The following is a 14,962-nucleotide window of genomic DNA, read 5'->3' as shown; positions in this document are numbered from 1 at the left end:
CGCGGTGCCTACGATCGCAGGATGACCGATACGGCGAGGACCACCCGCGCCGGCGTTCCCGAGCGTCCGAGTCTGGACGGGCTCGAGGAGAGCTGGGCGCGCCGCTGGCAAGAGGAGGGCACGTACGCGTTCGACCGCTCGAAGAAGCGCGCCGACGTGTACGCCATCGACACCCCGCCGCCCACCGTATCGGGCGAGCTGCACATGGGTCACGTCTTCTCGTACACGCACACCGACACCGTCGCGCGGTACCAGCGGATGCGCGGCAAGGCCGTCTTCTACCCGATGGGCTGGGACGACAACGGGCTGCCCACCGAGCGTCGCGTGCAGAACGTGTACGGGGTGCGCTGCGATCCGGCGCTGCCGTACGACCCGGTGTGGCGGCCACCGGCGACGCCTGTCGACGACGCGGCACGCCGCGACCCCACCCCCATCTCCCGGCGCAACTTCATCGAGTTGTGCGAGCGGCTGACAGTCGCCGACGAGCAGGTCTTCGAGGCCCTGTGGCGGCGGCTCGGCCTCTCGGTGGACTGGTCGCTGACGTACACGACGATCGGCCGCGTGGCCCGCGCGACGAGCCAGCGGGCGTTCGTGCGCAACCTGCTGCGCGGTGAGGCGTACCAGGCGGAGGCGCCGACGCTGTGGGACGTCGGCTTCGCCACCGCCGTCGCGCAGGCGGAGCTGGAGGACCGGGAGCGCCCCGGCGCCTACCACCGGCTGCGGTTCACCGGCCCGGCCGGGCGTGAGGTGCTCATCGACACCACCCGACCCGAGTTGCTGCCGGCCTGCGTGGCGCTGGTCTGCCACCCCGACGACGAGCGGTACGCCGAACTGGTCGGCGGTACGGTGCGAAGCCCGCTGTTCGACGTCGAGGTGCCGGTGCACGCCCACCCGCTCGCCGACCCCGCGAAGGGCACCGGCGTCGCCATGGTCTGCACGTTCGGCGACCTGAGCGACGTGACGTGGTGGCGCGAGCTGCGGTTGGACACCCGTGTGGTGATCGGCCGGGACGGTCGTCTGCTTCCCGAGCCGCCGGCCGGTGTGCCGGCGCAGCCGTACGCGGCGCTGGCCGGGCAGACCGTCAACGGCGCCCGCCGGGAGATCGTCGGGATGCTCGCCGACGCGGGTGACCTCATCGGCGAGCCCCGCCCGATCACGCACCCGGTGAAGTTCTACGAACGCGGCGACCGGCCGCTGGAGATCGTGTCGACCCGGCAGTGGTACCTGCGCAACGGCGGCCGGGATGCTGAGCTGCGGGCGACGTTGCTGGCCCGGGGCGAGGAGCTGCGCTGGGTGCCGGCGCACATGAAGCACCGCTACGACCACTGGGTGAGCGGTCTCACCGGGGACTGGCTGGTCAGCCGCCAACGCTTCTTCGGTGTGCCGGTGCCTGTGTGGTACCGGCTCGACAACGCTGGCGAGCCGGACTGGTCCCACCCTCTCACGCCGGACGAGTCGGCGCTGCCGGTCGACCCGTCCAGTGATCCGGCCCCCGGCTACGACGAGTCACAGCGCGGCCAGCCCGGCGGTTTCGTCGGTGACCCGGACGTGCTGGACACCTGGGCCACATCGTCGCTGACCCCGCAGATCGTCGGCGGTTGGGAGACCGACCCGGAGCTGTTCGCGCAGGTCTTCCCGATGGACCTCCGCCCGCAGGGGCAGGAGATCATCCGGACCTGGCTCTTCTCCAGCGTGGTCCGCTCGCACTTCGAGCACGGGGTGCTGCCGTGGCGGGACACCGTGCTCTCGGGTTGGATCCTCGACCCGGACCGCAAGAAGATGGCCAAGTCCAAGGGGAACGTGGTCACCCCGCTGGCGCTGCTGGAGCAGCACGGCTCGGACGCGGTGCGCTACTGGGCTGCCAGCGGCAAACCCGGGATGGACCTGGCCTTCGACCCGGCGCAGATCAAGGTCGGCCGACGGCTGGCCACCAAGCTGCTCAACGCGTCGAAGTTCGCCCTCGGGCTCGGTGCCGCGGACGCGTTGCGCACCCCGGCGACCGCCCCGCTGGACCGGGCGATGCTCGCCGAACTGGCCACCGTGGTCACCGCCGCGGGCGCCGCCTTCGACGCGTACGACCACACTGCCGCGTTGCAGGCGACCGAGGCGTTCTTCTGGCGGTTCTGCGACGACTACATCGAGTTGGTGAAGGAGCGCGCGTACGGCACGGGAGCGGCTGCCGAATCGGCACGGGCGGCTCTGGCATCGGCGCTGTCGGTGCAACTGCGCCTGTTCGCCCCGGTGCTGCCGTACGTCACCGAGGAGGTCTGGTCGTGGTGGCGGTACGGGTCGGTGCACCGCGCGCCGTGGCCCACCACGTACGAGGTGGCGTCGACGATCGAAGGTTCGGGTGATCCGGCGCTGCTGCGGCTGGCCGGTGACGCGTTGAGCCAGGTGCGACGGGCCAAGTCGGAGCGGAAGCTGTCGATGAAGGCGGAGGTGCCGCTGGCCGAGGCGCTCGGCCCGGCCGACCTGCTGGAGCAGCTCACGCTTGTCGCAGACGACCTGCGCGCGGCCGGTCGGATCGGCAAGCTCGACCTGCTGCCCGACCGCACTCCGGAACTCGTCATCGCCAGCGCCTTCTGACCTGCAAGGAAGGGCCCCCTATTAACGCCTGATGCATAAAAGGGGGCCCTTCCTAACAGCTCACCAGCCGCGCAGGAAGCGCAACCCGAGCAGGAACGCGATCACCGCCGGCCCCACCAGCAGGGTGATCGCCTGGAGGCGGTACGGCATCCGGTGCCTGGTCAACTCCCCCGCGTTGCCCAGCACGATGGCCCCGGCCAGCATCAGGAACGCCCCCCACCAGCCGGTCTCCAGCCGGATCAGGTCCACCCGGATCAGTTGCAGAGTCACACCGAGCAGCACGGCGGTGAGCGCGAGCAGGGCCACCGCCCGGTGCAGGCCACGGGCCAGCGGGTCGGCCGCCCGCCACCCGTAGGTGCCGGCGACCGCCAGGCAGGGCAGCACCACCAGCAGGGGCCAGCCCAGCCCCATCACCCCGAACATCAGCAGCGCGCCCACCGCGAAGACGAGGCCACCGACGCAGGCGAGCATGTAACCGCCGAAGGCCCGACCACCGCCCCGGGCCAGCAGCGGCCCACCGCTGGCTGCCATCAACGCGGCCGGGATCAGGATGAACACCGCCCACCAGTGAAATTTGCCGATGCCCTGGGCCGCCGTGGTGACGATGGCGCAGGCCAGCCCGGCGGCTGCCAGGCTGGTCAGCCAGGGCCGGCTGCTCCGGGAGTACGGCTCAGTCAACGACGTCCGCTCCGCTTCGACGATCACGCCCACCAGCCTCGCCCGGCGTGACCCGGCCGGTCCATCCGGCCAGCCCTACCGCCGTGGGGTGGCTGGCCGGAGCACCGCCTCGCACTGACCTCAGCTCGTCTCGCCGGCCACGCTGAACGACCGCAGACGGTCGATGGCCAGCACTGTGAAGCCGACGCTCACCAACGCGGTCATCACCGATGCCACAGGCACCGACACGCTGGTCTCCAGCAGCCCGGTGGGTGCGAGCCGGTCGGCCAGGGCGATCACGTACTGCTGGATCGAGAGCACCTTCGTGCCGCTGACGAAGTTGCCCAGCAGCCCCTCCCAGATCAGCACGTAGACCAGGCCGAGCAGCACCGGCCGCCGGGTGACCAGGCTGAGCGCGAGGAAGAACGCCGAGTACGCGAGCGCGCCGAGCGCCGCCGCGGCCGCCAGCGCCAGGCCGAGGCGTACCGAATCGGCGAGCACGCCCGCGACGTACAGCGGCACCGCGACTGTGGCCGCTGTGACCCCGGCGGACACCGCGAGCTTCGGCAGAACGATCTGCCAGCGCGGCAGCGGCTTGGTCAGGATGTGCACCACTGTGCCGTCGTCGATCTCGGCACCCAGCACGCCGGTGCCGATGATCAGCGCGACGACCGGCAGCACGACCGCCAGACCGAGGCCGACAAGCACCGGCGGACCCCACTGGCCCGGGTCGACGCCAAGCGAGCGGCAGAGCACTGCCAGACCGAGCAGCACAAGTGGCAGCGGGAGCAGCAGCAGGAACCGACGCCGGCCGAACAGCCCGCGCGCGGTGATCCAGGTAATTGTCGACATCTCAGCTTCTTTCGTTCGTGACTGCGGGGCTCACTCGCTGCGCTCGTTCACTCCTCGCACTCACCGGTCAGGCCTCCACGAGGTAGGAGAAGACGCTTTCCAGGGATTCATCCGACGGCACCAGTTGGCGCACCCGAATGCCCCGGGTCAGCGCGATCCGGGGCAGCGCCCGGGTGAAGGCCCCGTAGTCGCCGGCCCGCACCGTCAGCCCGGTGCGGTCCAGTTCGACACCGTTCACCGACTCCTCGGCGATGAGCGCCACTGCCAACGCCCGGTCGTCGGTGGAGCGAACCGCGAACACGTGCGGACGGTTGGTCATCAGCCGGCGGATGGTGCGGAAGTCACCGGAGGCGGCAAGCCGACCGGCCACCATCACCTGCACCGTGCCGGCGATCTGCTCGACCTCCTCCAGGATGTGCGAGCTGAACAGGATGGTCCGCCCGGCATCGCCCAGCTTGTGCAGCAACTCCATCATGTGCAGCCGCTGGCGCGGGTCCATGCCGTTGAACGGCTCGTCGAGCAGCAGCACCTGCGGGTCGTGCACCATGGCGGCGGCCACCCGGGCCCGCTGCCGCATGCCCTTGGAGTACGTGCCGATCCGCCGGTCCTGCGCCGACTCCAACTCCACGAGGTCGATGGCCCGGCGGGCCGCCGCCGCAGGGTCGGGCAGCCGGTGCAGCTTCGCGCTCGCCAGCACGAACTCGTACGCGCTGAGGAAGCTCTGCACCGCCTCCCGCTCGCTTACCAGGCCCAGCCGGCGGTACACGTCGGGGTTACGCCAGGTCGGCTGGTCGTCGAGGGTCACAGTGCCGCGCGACGGGGAGAGGAAACCGGCCATCATGTGCAGCAGCGTGGTCTTGCCGGCGCCGTTCGGGCCGAGCAGACCGGTGACGCCCGGCCCGAGATCCATGCTGATGTCGTTGACGGCGACCACGTTGCCGTACCACCGGGACACCCCGGTCAGGCTCAGCGTGCTCATCAGGATGCGACCTTCCGGTAGCGGGCCAGCAGGAGGGCGGTCGCACCGGCGACCAGCAGCACCGCGGCCAGGGCGTAGACCGGACCGAAGTCGCCGATCATCGCGCCGCCCTGGCCGTTCTCGACAAGCAGGTCGCCGAGCGACCAGATGCCGACGCCCTGCACGAGGGTGGAGGGCGAGGCCAGGCCGGCCAGTTCGTTTGCAGTCGTCGACGGCAGGATGCTCAGCGTGCCCACGATCGGTGTGGTCATCAGGAAGACCGCCACCACGCCTCCGGCGGCGAACGCGCGCTTGCCGGTCAGCGATGCGACAAGGAGCCCGATCGAGGCGAAGACCACCGCCCACAGCCCGGCGTAGAGCAGCCCGGGAAGCAAATCGAGCAGTTCGTTCCAGACCCCGCTCATGCCGTCCTTGGTGGTGAACGCCGCACCGAGGAACATCACCAGCTGCGGCCCGCCCAGCAGCAGCCACAGCGCCGTGACGAGTGCCAGCAGCTTGGCGAGCGCGTAGTCGTTGCGCGGCAGCGGCCGGGAGAAGTACAGCGGCAGCACCCCGCTGCGCAGGTCCCGCGAGACCAGCTCCGGCGCGGCCACCGCCACGAAGAAGATGACAAGCCAGCTCATCGAGTCGGCGAACTGGGCGTACGTGGCGACCGGCTCGCCGATCTGGCTGCGTACCGCCGCGAGGGCCACGGCGACCAGTGTGACGATCCCGACCACGAGCCACGGGAAGATCTTGGCCTTGACGCTGCGTCCGAAGCCGAACGTGGTGCGCAGGCCGTGCACGTAGAGCGCGCCGAAGACGTGCCGACGGCCCAGCCGGGGCCCCGTGTAGCGCTGGTAGCCGATGTCGTGGATGACACCTGTGGGCGTGGACCGCACGGCGGCGGAGGACGACTCAGGCATGGGAGAGCTCCCTCGTGGCGAAGAGTTCGGCCACCCGGTGCCGGCGCTGGTCCAGTCGGTGCAGTGGCAGGTCCAGCTCGGCGACCGCACCGAGGATCAGGTCATAGGTGCTGTCGTCGGCGAGCGGAACGAGCAGCAGCCGCCCGTCCCGCGCCACCGGCAGGTCGAGTGCGGCCAGCCGGGCGGCCAACTCCTCGGTGCCCTCGCTGACCTCGACGGCGAGCACGTCGGTGGCCGAGGTCATCGCCGAGATGCGATCGGCCCGCAGCAGCCGGCCGCCGTCGATGGCGACAAGCGTGTCGCAGATCCGCTCGACCTCGCCCAGCAGGTGCGAGCACACCAGCACGGAGATGCCGAACTCGGTGCCGATCCGGTGCACAAGCGCCAGCATGGCGTCCCGGCCGGCGGGATCCAGCCCGTTCGTCGGCTCGTCGAGCAGCAACAGGTCCGGGTCGTGCACAAGCGCCTGGGCCAGCTTGACCCGCTGCTTCATGCCTGTGGAGTAGCCGCCCACCGGACGGTAGCGCTCCTCGTAGAGCCCGACGTGGCGCAGCGCCTCGGAGGCGCGTTCGCGGGCCGTGGTGCGGGGTAGGCCACTCATCCGGCCGAGGTGCGTCACCAGTTCGGCGGCGGACAGGTCCGGCGGGAGACAGTCGTGCTCAGGCATGTAACCGACGCGGGCACGGACCGCCGCCGGATCGGCTGTCGGGTCGATGCCGAGCACCGAGACCTGACCGCTGGTCGGTGGGATCAGGCCGAGCAGGATCTTGATCAAGGTGGACTTGCCTGCGCCGTTCGCGCCCACCAGACCGATGATCCCGGGCTCGACGGCAACGGTGAGGTCGGCGAGTGCGGTGACCCGACCTCCGTACGTCTTGGTGAGCGACTGGGTCGCGATCAGTGTCACGACGTCAGCGTATGGAGTCGATGCCCCCGAGGGGCACCGGCGCGCCCCCGGTGCTCCCCTGATCCTCGCGACAGTCCGACCCCTAAGGTCCCGTCGCGAGAACACGGGACGTTTGCGCCGCTCCGGGCACGCCGTGATACCCCGCCGAGAAAATCGCCGATCCCGGATGGCACGATTCACATTCCGTTCACCGGACGGTGTCCCGACGGACATTCGGCCGCCGACGCGGGAGGATCGTGATGGTCGAGGCTGGCGCCCCCAAGGTCAGTGTCGTCGTACCTGCCTACAACAGCGGACAGCACATCGAGAAGCTGGTGTCGTCGCTGCTGCGGCAGTCGCTGCCCGCCGGCGAGTTCGAGGCGGTCTTCGTCGACGACGGATCGACCGACGACACCGCCGAACGGTTGGATCGGCTGGCCGCCACACACGAGCACATCCGGGTGCTGCACATCGAGAACTCGGGTTGGCCGTCGCGTCCCCGCAACGTGGGCATCGAGCACGCCCGCGGCGAGTACGTCTTCTTCGCCGACGACGACGACTGGTTCGCCGACCAGGCGCTGGAGCGGCTCTACGACTGCGCGAAGACGTACGACGCGGACCTGGTGATCGGCAAGATGGCCGGGCACGGACGTGGTGTGCCGCGGGAGTTGTTCCGCAAGAACCGCTTCGACGCCACACTGTCCAACGCCCCGCTCATCGACAGCCTCACCTGCCACAAGCTGTTCCGTCGTTCGTTCCTGCTCGAGCACGGGCTGCGGTTCCCGGAGGGCGGCAAGCGGCGGCTCGAGGACCACTCGCTTGTCGTACGGGCCTACTTCAGGTCGCGCCGCACCTGCGTGCTGTCCGACTACACCTGCTACCACCACGCCCAGCGGGGCGACAGCCGCAACGTCACGGCGGCGCTGATGGAGCCGTCGAGCTACTTCGCGAGCGTGCGGGACGCGCTTGACATCGTGGACGCCAACACCGAGCCGGGTCCGCTGCGTGACCGGCTGCACCGGCGGTGGCTGCGCAACGAGATGACCAACCGGCTACGTGGCAAGCGGCTGTTGGAGGCCCCGGAGGACTGGGTGGAGCAGGTCGCACTGGAGGTCCAGAAGATCATCCAGGACCGGTTCGCGCCCGGTGTGGCCGCCGGCCTGCCGCCCCTGCAACGGGCCGTGGCCTACCTGGCCGGGCAGGGACGGGTCGCTGACCTGCGCCGACTGGCCCGCTGGGAGGCGGGCGTCGCCGGGCACAGCCGGATCGACGACCTCCGGCCCAAGGAGCACGCCGTCGCCGTCACCGTCGCCGCCGAACTGCGCTCCGGAGGCCAGCCGATCGGCTTCCGCAGCGACGACGAGCGGGACGTGCTGGTGATCCCGGTCGACGAGATCGACCCCGAGGTCCTCGACGCCACCCAGCAGGTCCGCAAGGCGCGGCTGGATCTGGTCGCCCGCCGCCGGGAGACCGGCGACGAGATCTTCCTCCCGGTGACCTTCGAGACCGAGCGGGTCGGTGACCAGGCCGCCGGGGAGACCATCCACCTGGTGCACCGGGCCACCACCACGATCGACTTCCGGTCCCTCAACGGCGGCCGGACCCGGGGCAGCTGGCTCATCAAGGCACGGATCACCAATGCCGGGTGGACGGAGGACTCGCGGCTGCCGCTGATCTTCGTCTGTCGTGCCGACGGCGCCCGTCCGCGCATCCGCGACGAGCGGAAAGTCTGGAACCGGCTACGGTCTGCGGTGGGTCGTAGGGTCCGCCGCTGACCGACCCGCCCGGCGTCGTGGAGTGGCGGCCTCGACCGATCGGCGGTGGGCTGCGAAACTGTGTGCCGATCACCGAGTGGGGGTGTTGATGAGCAACGGCTGGGTGCTTCCCGACGAGGTGCTCCGGGACGCGCCGGCGTACACGCCGCGTCCCGGTGAGCTCGCGGATCTGGAGCTGCTGCTGACCGGCGCGTACGCCCCCCTGACCGGCTTCATGACCCGCGCCGACCTGGTGTCGGTGAGCCGTCGTGGGCGCCTTGCCGACGACACCCCGTGGCAGGTGCCGGTGACCCTCCAGGTGCCGAGCGCGCTCGCGCAGAGCTTCGATCCGCGCGACCCGGCCCGCCGGGCGCTTGTGCTCACCGACGGCGAGGGCGCCCCGGCGGCCGCCCTGGACGTGGTGGACGTGTGGTCGGTCCGCGAGGGCGTGGCCGGAGTCGGCGGTCAGGTGCAACGGCTCGGCGACGGCGGTCACGGCCCGTTCCAGCGGCTGCGCCGCAGCCCGGAGGAGGTCCGTGCGCTGCTGCCCCCGGGCCGGGTGCTGGGTGTCATCGCCGATCGGCCACTGCACCGGCCGCAGCTGGCCCAGATCGCGCACGCCGCACGTACGCTGGCCGCGCACCTGCTGGTGATGATCCCGGTCGGTGAGGGCGGTGTCGGTGGGCTCGCGCCGGAGGCGCTGGTGCGTACGATCTTCGCCGCCCGGGACCGGATGCCACCGGCGACCCTTGTGGCGGTGCCCCTGTCGCACCGGCGGGAGGAGATCAGCGACGCCCTGCTGCGCGCCCGGGTCTCCGCCGCGTACGGGGTGACCCACCTGCTCTCCACCGGGGAGATGCTCTCCGGCGCCGGGCTTCGGGTGCTGGTGCCCCGCGAGTTGGCGTACGACAACCGGGACGGGCAGTGGCGCTGGCGGGACGACATCCCGCCGCGTAACCGCCGCCTGGCGCTGACCCAGGGCGAGATCGACGATCTGCTCGACAGGGGTTTCCCGCTGCCGGAGTGGCACACCCCTCCGGCGGTGGCGAAAGAGCTGGCCCGTGCCCGGCCGCCGCGCCGGCACCGGGGCCTTGTGGTCTTCCTGACCGGGCTGTCCGGCTCCGGCAAGTCCACTATCGCCCGAGGGCTGGCGGACGCGCTGCGGGAGAGCGGCGACCGCACCGTGACACTGCTCGACGGTGACGTGGTGCGCCGGGAGCTGTCCGCCGGGCTCGGCTTCAGCAAGGCCGACCGGGATCTCAACGTACGGCGGATCGGCTGGGTGGCGGCCGAGATCGCCCGGCACCGCGGGGTGGGCATCTGCTGCCCGATCGCCCCGTACGCGGCTGCGCGGGCGACCGCCCGGGAGATGGCGCTTGCCGCCGGGGCGGGCTTCACGCTTGTGCACGTCGCCACGCCGCTGGAGGTGTGTGAGCAGCGGGACCGCAAGGGCCTGTACGCGCGCGCCCGGGCCGGCCTGCTCACCGGGATGACTGGCATCGACGACCCGTACGAGGTGCCGACCGACGCCGATCTGGTGCTCGACACCACCGACCTGAGCGTGGCGGACGCGGTGGAGGCTGTGCTGCAACACCTCACCGAGACCGGCTGGGTGGAGCTCAAGATCCCGTCCGCCTGAGTCGTCGGCCACCCCCTTTCCTTCCACCGCTTCGGCGTACGCGCTAGTGTTCGTCTTTGTTGGAACACGTTCGAGCGCGTGAGAGTGCGTGGCGCCGGGGAGGAAACGCGAGATGTTCGCTCAACAGCGGCAGGCGGCCATCCTGGAGCGGGTCCGCTCGGCCGGCGGTGTACGGGTGAGTGACCTGGCCACCGAGTTCGGCGTCTCCGACATGACCATCCGGCGTGACCTGGAGGCGCTCGACGAGCGCGGCCTACTGGCAAAGGTGCACGGGGGCGCCACCGCGACCGGCCCCAGCTCGACCGACGAGCCGGGCTTCCGCGCCAAGTCGGTGCGTCAACTGGCGGAGAAGGCCGCGATCGCGGACCGGGCGGCGAAGATGGTCCGCCCGGGTGCGGCGATCGCGCTGTCCGCCGGCACCACGACAGCCGAGCTGGCCCGCAGGCTGGTGGACGTTCCCGGCCTGACCGTGGTGACCAATTCGCTGCCGGTGGCCGAGGTGCTGCACGCCGCCGGTCGATCCGATCAGACGGTGGTGCTCACCGGCGGTGTGCGTACGCCCTCGGACGCCCTCGTCGGGCCGCTCGCTGTCGACGCCATCCGGACGCTGCACCTGGACCTGCTGTTCCTCGGGGTGCACGGCATCACCGAACGGGCCGGCTTCACCACCCCGAACCTCATGGAGGCGGAGACCGACAGGGCGCTGGTGGCCGCGGCGGACCGGCTCGTGGTGCTCGCCGACCACACCAAGTGGGGCACCGTGGGCATCTCCTCGATCGTCGAACTGGCAGCGGCGCACGTGCTGGTGAGCGACGACCGGTTGCCCCCGCCCGCACGGCGGGCACTCGGCGAACAGGTGGGCGAATTGGTAATGGTGAAGGCAACGGGGGCGGGCCGCGCGACGCGCACGCCGACGAGTGAGGGGGCGGCGCAGTGAAGCGCACCGCGATCGACCTGGCCGACGGCCGGGAGCTGATCTATTTCGACGAGAACGACGACGCCGTCCGCGACCAGCCCGACCGCCGGGACCTGCCACCACCGCCGCCCGCCTCGCAGCTGCGCTACGACCCGCTTACCGACGAGTGGGTGGCAGTCGCCGTGCACCGGCAGACCCGCACCTTCCTCCCGCCCGCCGACGAGTGCCCGCTGGACCCGTCGGTGGGCGACCGGCTGACCGAGATCCCTGCCTCCGACTACGACGTGGTGGTCTTCGAGAACCGGTTCCCGTCGCTGAGCGGCCGGGTCGCCGACGAGCCCGGCGAGATCACCCCGTTCACGCCGGTCCGGCCCGGGTTGGGCAGGTGCGAGGTGGTCTGCTTCACGTCGGATCACAACGCGTCCTTCGCCAGCCTCCCCCCGCGCCGGGTCCGCACCGTCCTGGACGCGCTCGCCGACCGCACCGAGGTGCTCGGTGAGTTGCCCGGCGTGGAGCAGGTGTTCTGCTTCGAGAACCGGGGCATCGAGATCGGTGTCACACTGCACCACCCGCACGGGCAGATCTACGCGTACCCCTTCGTGACGCCGCGCACCCGGGCGCTGCTGGCCGCGGCTCGCCGGCACGCCGAGCGGACCAACGGGGGCAACCTGTACGCCGACGTGCTGGCCGCCGAGCGCGCCACAGGTGACCGCGTGGTTGTCGAGAACGACCACTGGACGGCGTTCGTGCCGGCGGCGGCCCGATGGCCGTTCGAGGTGCACGTCGCGCCGCGCCGGGTGGTGCCGGACATCCCGGCGCTTGACGACGACGAGCGGGAGGCCTTCGGCCCGCTTTACCTGGACCTGCTGCGCCGCTTCGACGGGCTGTTCGACATGCCGATGCCCTACATCGCCGCGTGGCACCAGGCGCCCGTCCGGATCGACCGCGAGCTGGGGCACCTGCACCTGCAGCTGTTCAGCATCCGGCGGGCCGCCGACAAGCTGAAGTACCTGGCCGGTTCCGAGTCGGGGATGGGCGTCTTCATCAACGACATCGCCCCCGAGCGGGCCGCCGACCTGCTCCGCGCCGCCTGAAGGAAGGGCCCCCTGTTAACGCCTCGTGCATAGGAAGGGTCCCTTCCTAACGCCTAACGCCTGAGAAACAGGGCGCGGGGGGCCCGGGACAGGGCCCCCCGCAGGGAAGGGACGGCTGGCTGTGCACGCCACAGCCGGGAAGGCTGCCTGATCGGCACGCACGCAGCGGGTCGACCGCGGTCAACCTTCCGTGGACGCGACTGGCATCTCGTCCACCCTGGTCAACGAGGCGCGCCGGGGGCGGTGACGCCGGAGGCGTGTCACCTGCCAGACAAGCCGGAGCCCGCCGGCTGGTGCCGGCGGGCTCCGCTGTCGGTACTGCTGGATCAGCCAGCGATCTTGCGGGCCAGGTTCTCGTCGAGCGCGTTCATGAACTCGTCGGTGGTCAGCCACGGCGCGTCGCGCGAGATGAGCAGCGCGAGGTCCTTGGTCATCTGGCCGCCTTCGACGGTGTCGACGATGACCTGCTCCAGAGTGTTGGCGAACTCGGTCACCGCCGGCGTGCCGTCCAGCTTGCCCCGGTGGGCGAGGCCCCGGGTCCAGGCGTAGATCGACGCGATCGGGTTGGTCGAGGTCTTCTCGCCCTTCTGGTACTGCCGGTAGTGCCGGGTGACAGTGCCGTGCGCGGCCTCGGCCTCGACGGTACGGCCGTCCGGGGAGAGCAGGACCGAGGTCATCAGACCCAGCGAGCCGAAGCCCTGCGCGACGGTGTCGGACTGCACGTCACCGTCGTAGTTCTTGCAGGCCCAGACGTAGCCGCCCTCCCACTTGAGCGCGGCGGCGACCATGTCGTCGATCAGCCGGTGCTCGTAGGTGATGCCGGCGGCGTCGAACTCGGCCTTGAACTCGTTCTCGAACACCTCGGCGAAGATGTCCTTGAACCGGCCGTCGTACGCCTTGAGGATGGTGTTCTTGGTGGACAGGTAGACCGGGTAGTTACGGTCCAGGCCGTACCGGAACGAGGCGCGGGCGAAGTCCCGGATCGACTCGTCGTAGTTGTACATGCCCATGGCGATGCCGCCGCCGGGGAAGTTGGCGACCTCCATCTCCATGGGGGCGCCGCCGTCGGCCGGGGTGTAGGTGATGGTCACCGTGCCCGGGCCGGGGACGACGAAGTCGGTGGCCTTGTACTGGTCACCGTGGGCGTGCCGGCCGATGATGATCGGCTTGGTCCAGCCGGGGACCAGCCGCGGCACGTTGGACATGATGATCGGCTCGCGGAAGACGACGCCGCCGAGGATGTTGCGGATGGTGCCGTTGGGCGACCGCCACATCTTCTTCAGGCCGAACTCCTCCACCCGGGCCTCGTCCGGGGTGATGGTCGCGCACTTGACGCCGACGCCGTGCTCCTTGATGGCGTTGGCGGCGTCAACGGTGACCTGGTCGTCGGTCTCGTCGCGGTGCTGGATCGACAGGTCGTAGTAGTGCAGGTCGACGTCGAGGTAGGGCAGGATCAGCTGCTCCCGGATCTGCTTCCAGATAATCCGGGTCATCTCGTCGCCGTCGAGCTCCACGACCGGGTTGTTTACCTTGATCTTCGCCATCGGCCGGCGCTCCTCTCGGGGGACACGTGCTCAAGCAGTACGAGCGTACTGCAAATGGGCCGGCAGCCCCCACCCGGCCTCGACCGGCCGGCGGATACCGGGCTGCACGGCACAGGATTTCCCTGGCACCATCACCCGATGCCTCTGAGCCGCACCCTCGGGTCTATCACGGTCACCCCACTCACCGACGGGGAGGGGCCGTTCTTCCAGTCCCGCGCGAAGGCGTTCCCGGCGGCCACCGCGGCGCACTGGCGGGAGGCCGACCGGCGCGACCCGACAAGTGTCACCGTCGACGGGCGGTGGTTGCTGCCGTTCCGCAGCTTCGCCCTCCGTGCCGGCGACGGGCCGGTAACCCTTGTCGACGCCGGTATCGGGCCGGTGGACTCCCCCGCCGCGAGCTGGGCGCCGGTGCCGGGCCGGCTGCCGGCGGAGCTGGCCTCGGCCGGGATCGACCCGGACGACGTGCGGGCCGTCGTGCTTACCCACCTGCACACCGACCACGTCGGTTGGGCGGTGACCGGCACGCCGGGGCGGCCGTACTTCCCCAATGCGAACTACCTCGTGCAGCGGGCCGAGCTGGCCGCCCTGGAGATGATCAACCCCGGGCTGCGGGCAAGCCTTGTCGCGCCCTTGCGCGCCGCCGGCCAGCTCCGGGTGGTCGACGGCGAGACCACCCTCACCCCGGGGGTACGACTGCTGCCAACTCCCGGGCACACCCCCGGCCACCAGTCGGTGCTGCTGGAGGCGGCCGACGAGCGGATGCTGTTCACCGGTGACCTGCTGGTGCACGCCGTGCAACTGGTCGACCCCGACCTGGCGTACGCCCACGAGGTGGACCCGGAGGCGGCCCGGCGCTCCCGCACCGGCCTGCTCGGCAGCCTCTCGCCCGTCGTACTCGCCACGCCGCATCTGGGCGACCCCTTCACACCCTTCCACCAACCATGATCATCAGTCGAGCGGGCCAAGATCGCGCTTGTTCCTGGATACATGGGCCTGGAGAGCCCAGGAGACCACTACAACCAGGATCGGGCCGCGCCGGGGCGGGTGGGGCGAGGCGGAAGGGACGCGGACGCTGAAGGGGCGCGGGCGCGGCGGCCCGCCCCCCCCGCACACCGGGGGGGGGGTGGGGAACAAGGGGGGGACGCGCCCC

General features: G+C 70.9%; 12 protein-coding genes. 6 read left to right on the top strand and 6 right to left on the bottom strand.

What is annotated here, in order from left to right:
- The first annotated feature begins 21 nt into the window (after positions 1–21).
- A complete protein-coding gene (valS, locus tag ACLQ23_RS15785) occupies positions 22–2,586 on the top strand; it encodes a valine--tRNA ligase (protein WP_355590765.1) in 2,565 nt (854 codons plus the stop codon).
- A 60-nt stretch (positions 2,587–2,646) separates the two neighbouring features.
- Here valS and ACLQ23_RS15780 read toward each other — a convergent pair whose 3' ends face one another.
- From ACLQ23_RS15780 to ACLQ23_RS15760, 5 genes are all read right to left on the bottom strand, one after another.
- Positions 2,647–3,291, bottom strand: coding sequence for a hypothetical protein (locus ACLQ23_RS15780; RefSeq protein WP_355590762.1), 645 nt, complete (start codon positions 3,289–3,291; stop codon positions 2,647–2,649).
- Between the two features lie 93 nt (positions 3,292–3,384).
- The gene (locus tag ACLQ23_RS15775) at positions 3,385–4,095 is read right to left on the bottom strand and encodes an ABC transporter permease subunit (protein ID WP_053660464.1); all 711 of its coding nucleotides are present in this window, start codon (positions 4,093–4,095) and stop codon (positions 3,385–3,387) included.
- 67 nt (positions 4,096–4,162) lie between these two features.
- Positions 4,163–5,074 carry an ABC transporter ATP-binding protein gene (locus tag ACLQ23_RS15770; protein ID WP_425880761.1) on the bottom strand — a complete coding sequence of 304 codons (912 nt, stop codon included), beginning with the start codon at positions 5,072–5,074 and terminating at the stop codon, positions 4,163–4,165.
- Positions 5,074–5,979 (bottom strand): ABC transporter permease, encoded by a 906-nt coding sequence (locus ACLQ23_RS15765; protein WP_355590756.1) that lies wholly within the window; start codon positions 5,977–5,979, stop codon positions 5,074–5,076. Before ACLQ23_RS15765 ends, ACLQ23_RS15770 begins: the two co-directional genes overlap by 1 nt.
- The gene (locus ACLQ23_RS15760) at positions 5,972–6,886 is read right to left on the bottom strand and encodes an ABC transporter ATP-binding protein (protein WP_053660471.1); all 915 of its coding nucleotides are present in this window, start codon (positions 6,884–6,886) and stop codon (positions 5,972–5,974) included. The genes ACLQ23_RS15765 and ACLQ23_RS15760 overlap by 8 nt, the downstream gene beginning before the upstream one ends.
- Before the next feature lie 239 nt (positions 6,887–7,125).
- Here ACLQ23_RS15760 and ACLQ23_RS15755 point away from each other — a divergent pair, with 239 nt between their 5' ends.
- The 4 genes from ACLQ23_RS15755 to galT all read left to right on the top strand — a co-directional run bounded on the left by ACLQ23_RS15755 (position 7,126) and on the right by galT (position 12,268).
- On the top strand, positions 7,126–8,640 hold the full coding sequence (locus ACLQ23_RS15755; protein ID WP_355590753.1) for a glycosyltransferase family 2 protein: 1,515 nt from the start codon (positions 7,126–7,128) through the stop codon (positions 8,638–8,640).
- Between the two features lie 88 nt (positions 8,641–8,728).
- On the top strand, positions 8,729–10,258 hold the full coding sequence (gene cysC, locus ACLQ23_RS15750; RefSeq protein WP_425880760.1) for an adenylyl-sulfate kinase: 1,530 nt from the start codon (positions 8,729–8,731) through the stop codon (positions 10,256–10,258).
- Positions 10,259–10,370: 112 nt separating this feature from the next.
- A complete protein-coding gene (locus tag ACLQ23_RS15745; protein WP_355590748.1) occupies positions 10,371–11,195 on the top strand; it encodes a DeoR/GlpR family DNA-binding transcription regulator in 825 nt (274 codons plus the stop codon).
- Entirely contained in the window at positions 11,192–12,268 is a 1,077-nt protein-coding gene (gene galT / locus ACLQ23_RS15740) for a galactose-1-phosphate uridylyltransferase (RefSeq protein WP_425880759.1), read from the top strand. Before ACLQ23_RS15745 ends, galT begins: the two co-directional genes overlap by 4 nt.
- A gap of 326 nt (positions 12,269–12,594) precedes the next feature.
- On the opposite strand, the gene ACLQ23_RS15735 is transcribed toward galT, so the two are convergent.
- Positions 12,595–13,812: an NADP-dependent isocitrate dehydrogenase gene (locus ACLQ23_RS15735; RefSeq protein WP_053660478.1), complete on the bottom strand. Its 1,218-nt coding sequence runs from the start codon at positions 13,810–13,812 to the stop codon at positions 12,595–12,597.
- 138 nt (positions 13,813–13,950) lie between these two features.
- Between ACLQ23_RS15735 and ACLQ23_RS15730 the strand changes: the two genes are divergently transcribed.
- Positions 13,951–14,757 carry an MBL fold metallo-hydrolase gene (locus tag ACLQ23_RS15730; protein WP_425880758.1) on the top strand — a complete coding sequence of 269 codons (807 nt, stop codon included), beginning with the start codon at positions 13,951–13,953 and terminating at the stop codon, positions 14,755–14,757.
- Positions 14,758–14,962: the final 205 nt, after the last annotated feature.

The organism is Micromonospora sp. DT41 (assembly GCF_049841715.1).
Taxonomy (GTDB): domain Bacteria; phylum Actinomycetota; class Actinomycetes; order Mycobacteriales; family Micromonosporaceae; genus Micromonospora; species Micromonospora profundi.
The sequence above is the reverse complement of the archived record's forward strand: the minus strand, read 5'-3'. Positions and strand labels throughout refer to the sequence as shown.

Coding starts and splice junctions, on each gene's coding strand:
- ACLQ23_RS15770 (WP_425880761.1), bottom strand. CDS start 5,074: ATGAGCACGCTGAGCCTGACCGGGGTGTCCCGGTGGTACGGCAACGTG.
- ACLQ23_RS15745 (WP_355590748.1), top strand. CDS start 10,371: ATGTTCGCTCAACAGCGGCAGGCGGCCATCCTGGAGCGGGTCCGCTCG.
- ACLQ23_RS15775 (WP_053660464.1), bottom strand. CDS start 4,095: ATGTCGACAATTACCTGGATCACCGCGCGCGGGCTGTTCGGCCGGCGT.
- valS (WP_355590765.1), top strand. CDS start 22: ATGACCGATACGGCGAGGACCACCCGCGCCGGCGTTCCCGAGCGTCCG.
- ACLQ23_RS15730 (WP_425880758.1), top strand. CDS start 13,951: ATGCCTCTGAGCCGCACCCTCGGGTCTATCACGGTCACCCCACTCACC.
- cysC (WP_425880760.1), top strand. CDS start 8,729: ATGAGCAACGGCTGGGTGCTTCCCGACGAGGTGCTCCGGGACGCGCCG.
- ACLQ23_RS15755 (WP_355590753.1), top strand. CDS start 7,126: ATGGTCGAGGCTGGCGCCCCCAAGGTCAGTGTCGTCGTACCTGCCTAC.
- ACLQ23_RS15765 (WP_355590756.1), bottom strand. CDS start 5,979: ATGCCTGAGTCGTCCTCCGCCGCCGTGCGGTCCACGCCCACAGGTGTC.
- ACLQ23_RS15735 (WP_053660478.1), bottom strand. CDS start 13,812: ATGGCGAAGATCAAGGTAAACAACCCGGTCGTGGAGCTCGACGGCGAC.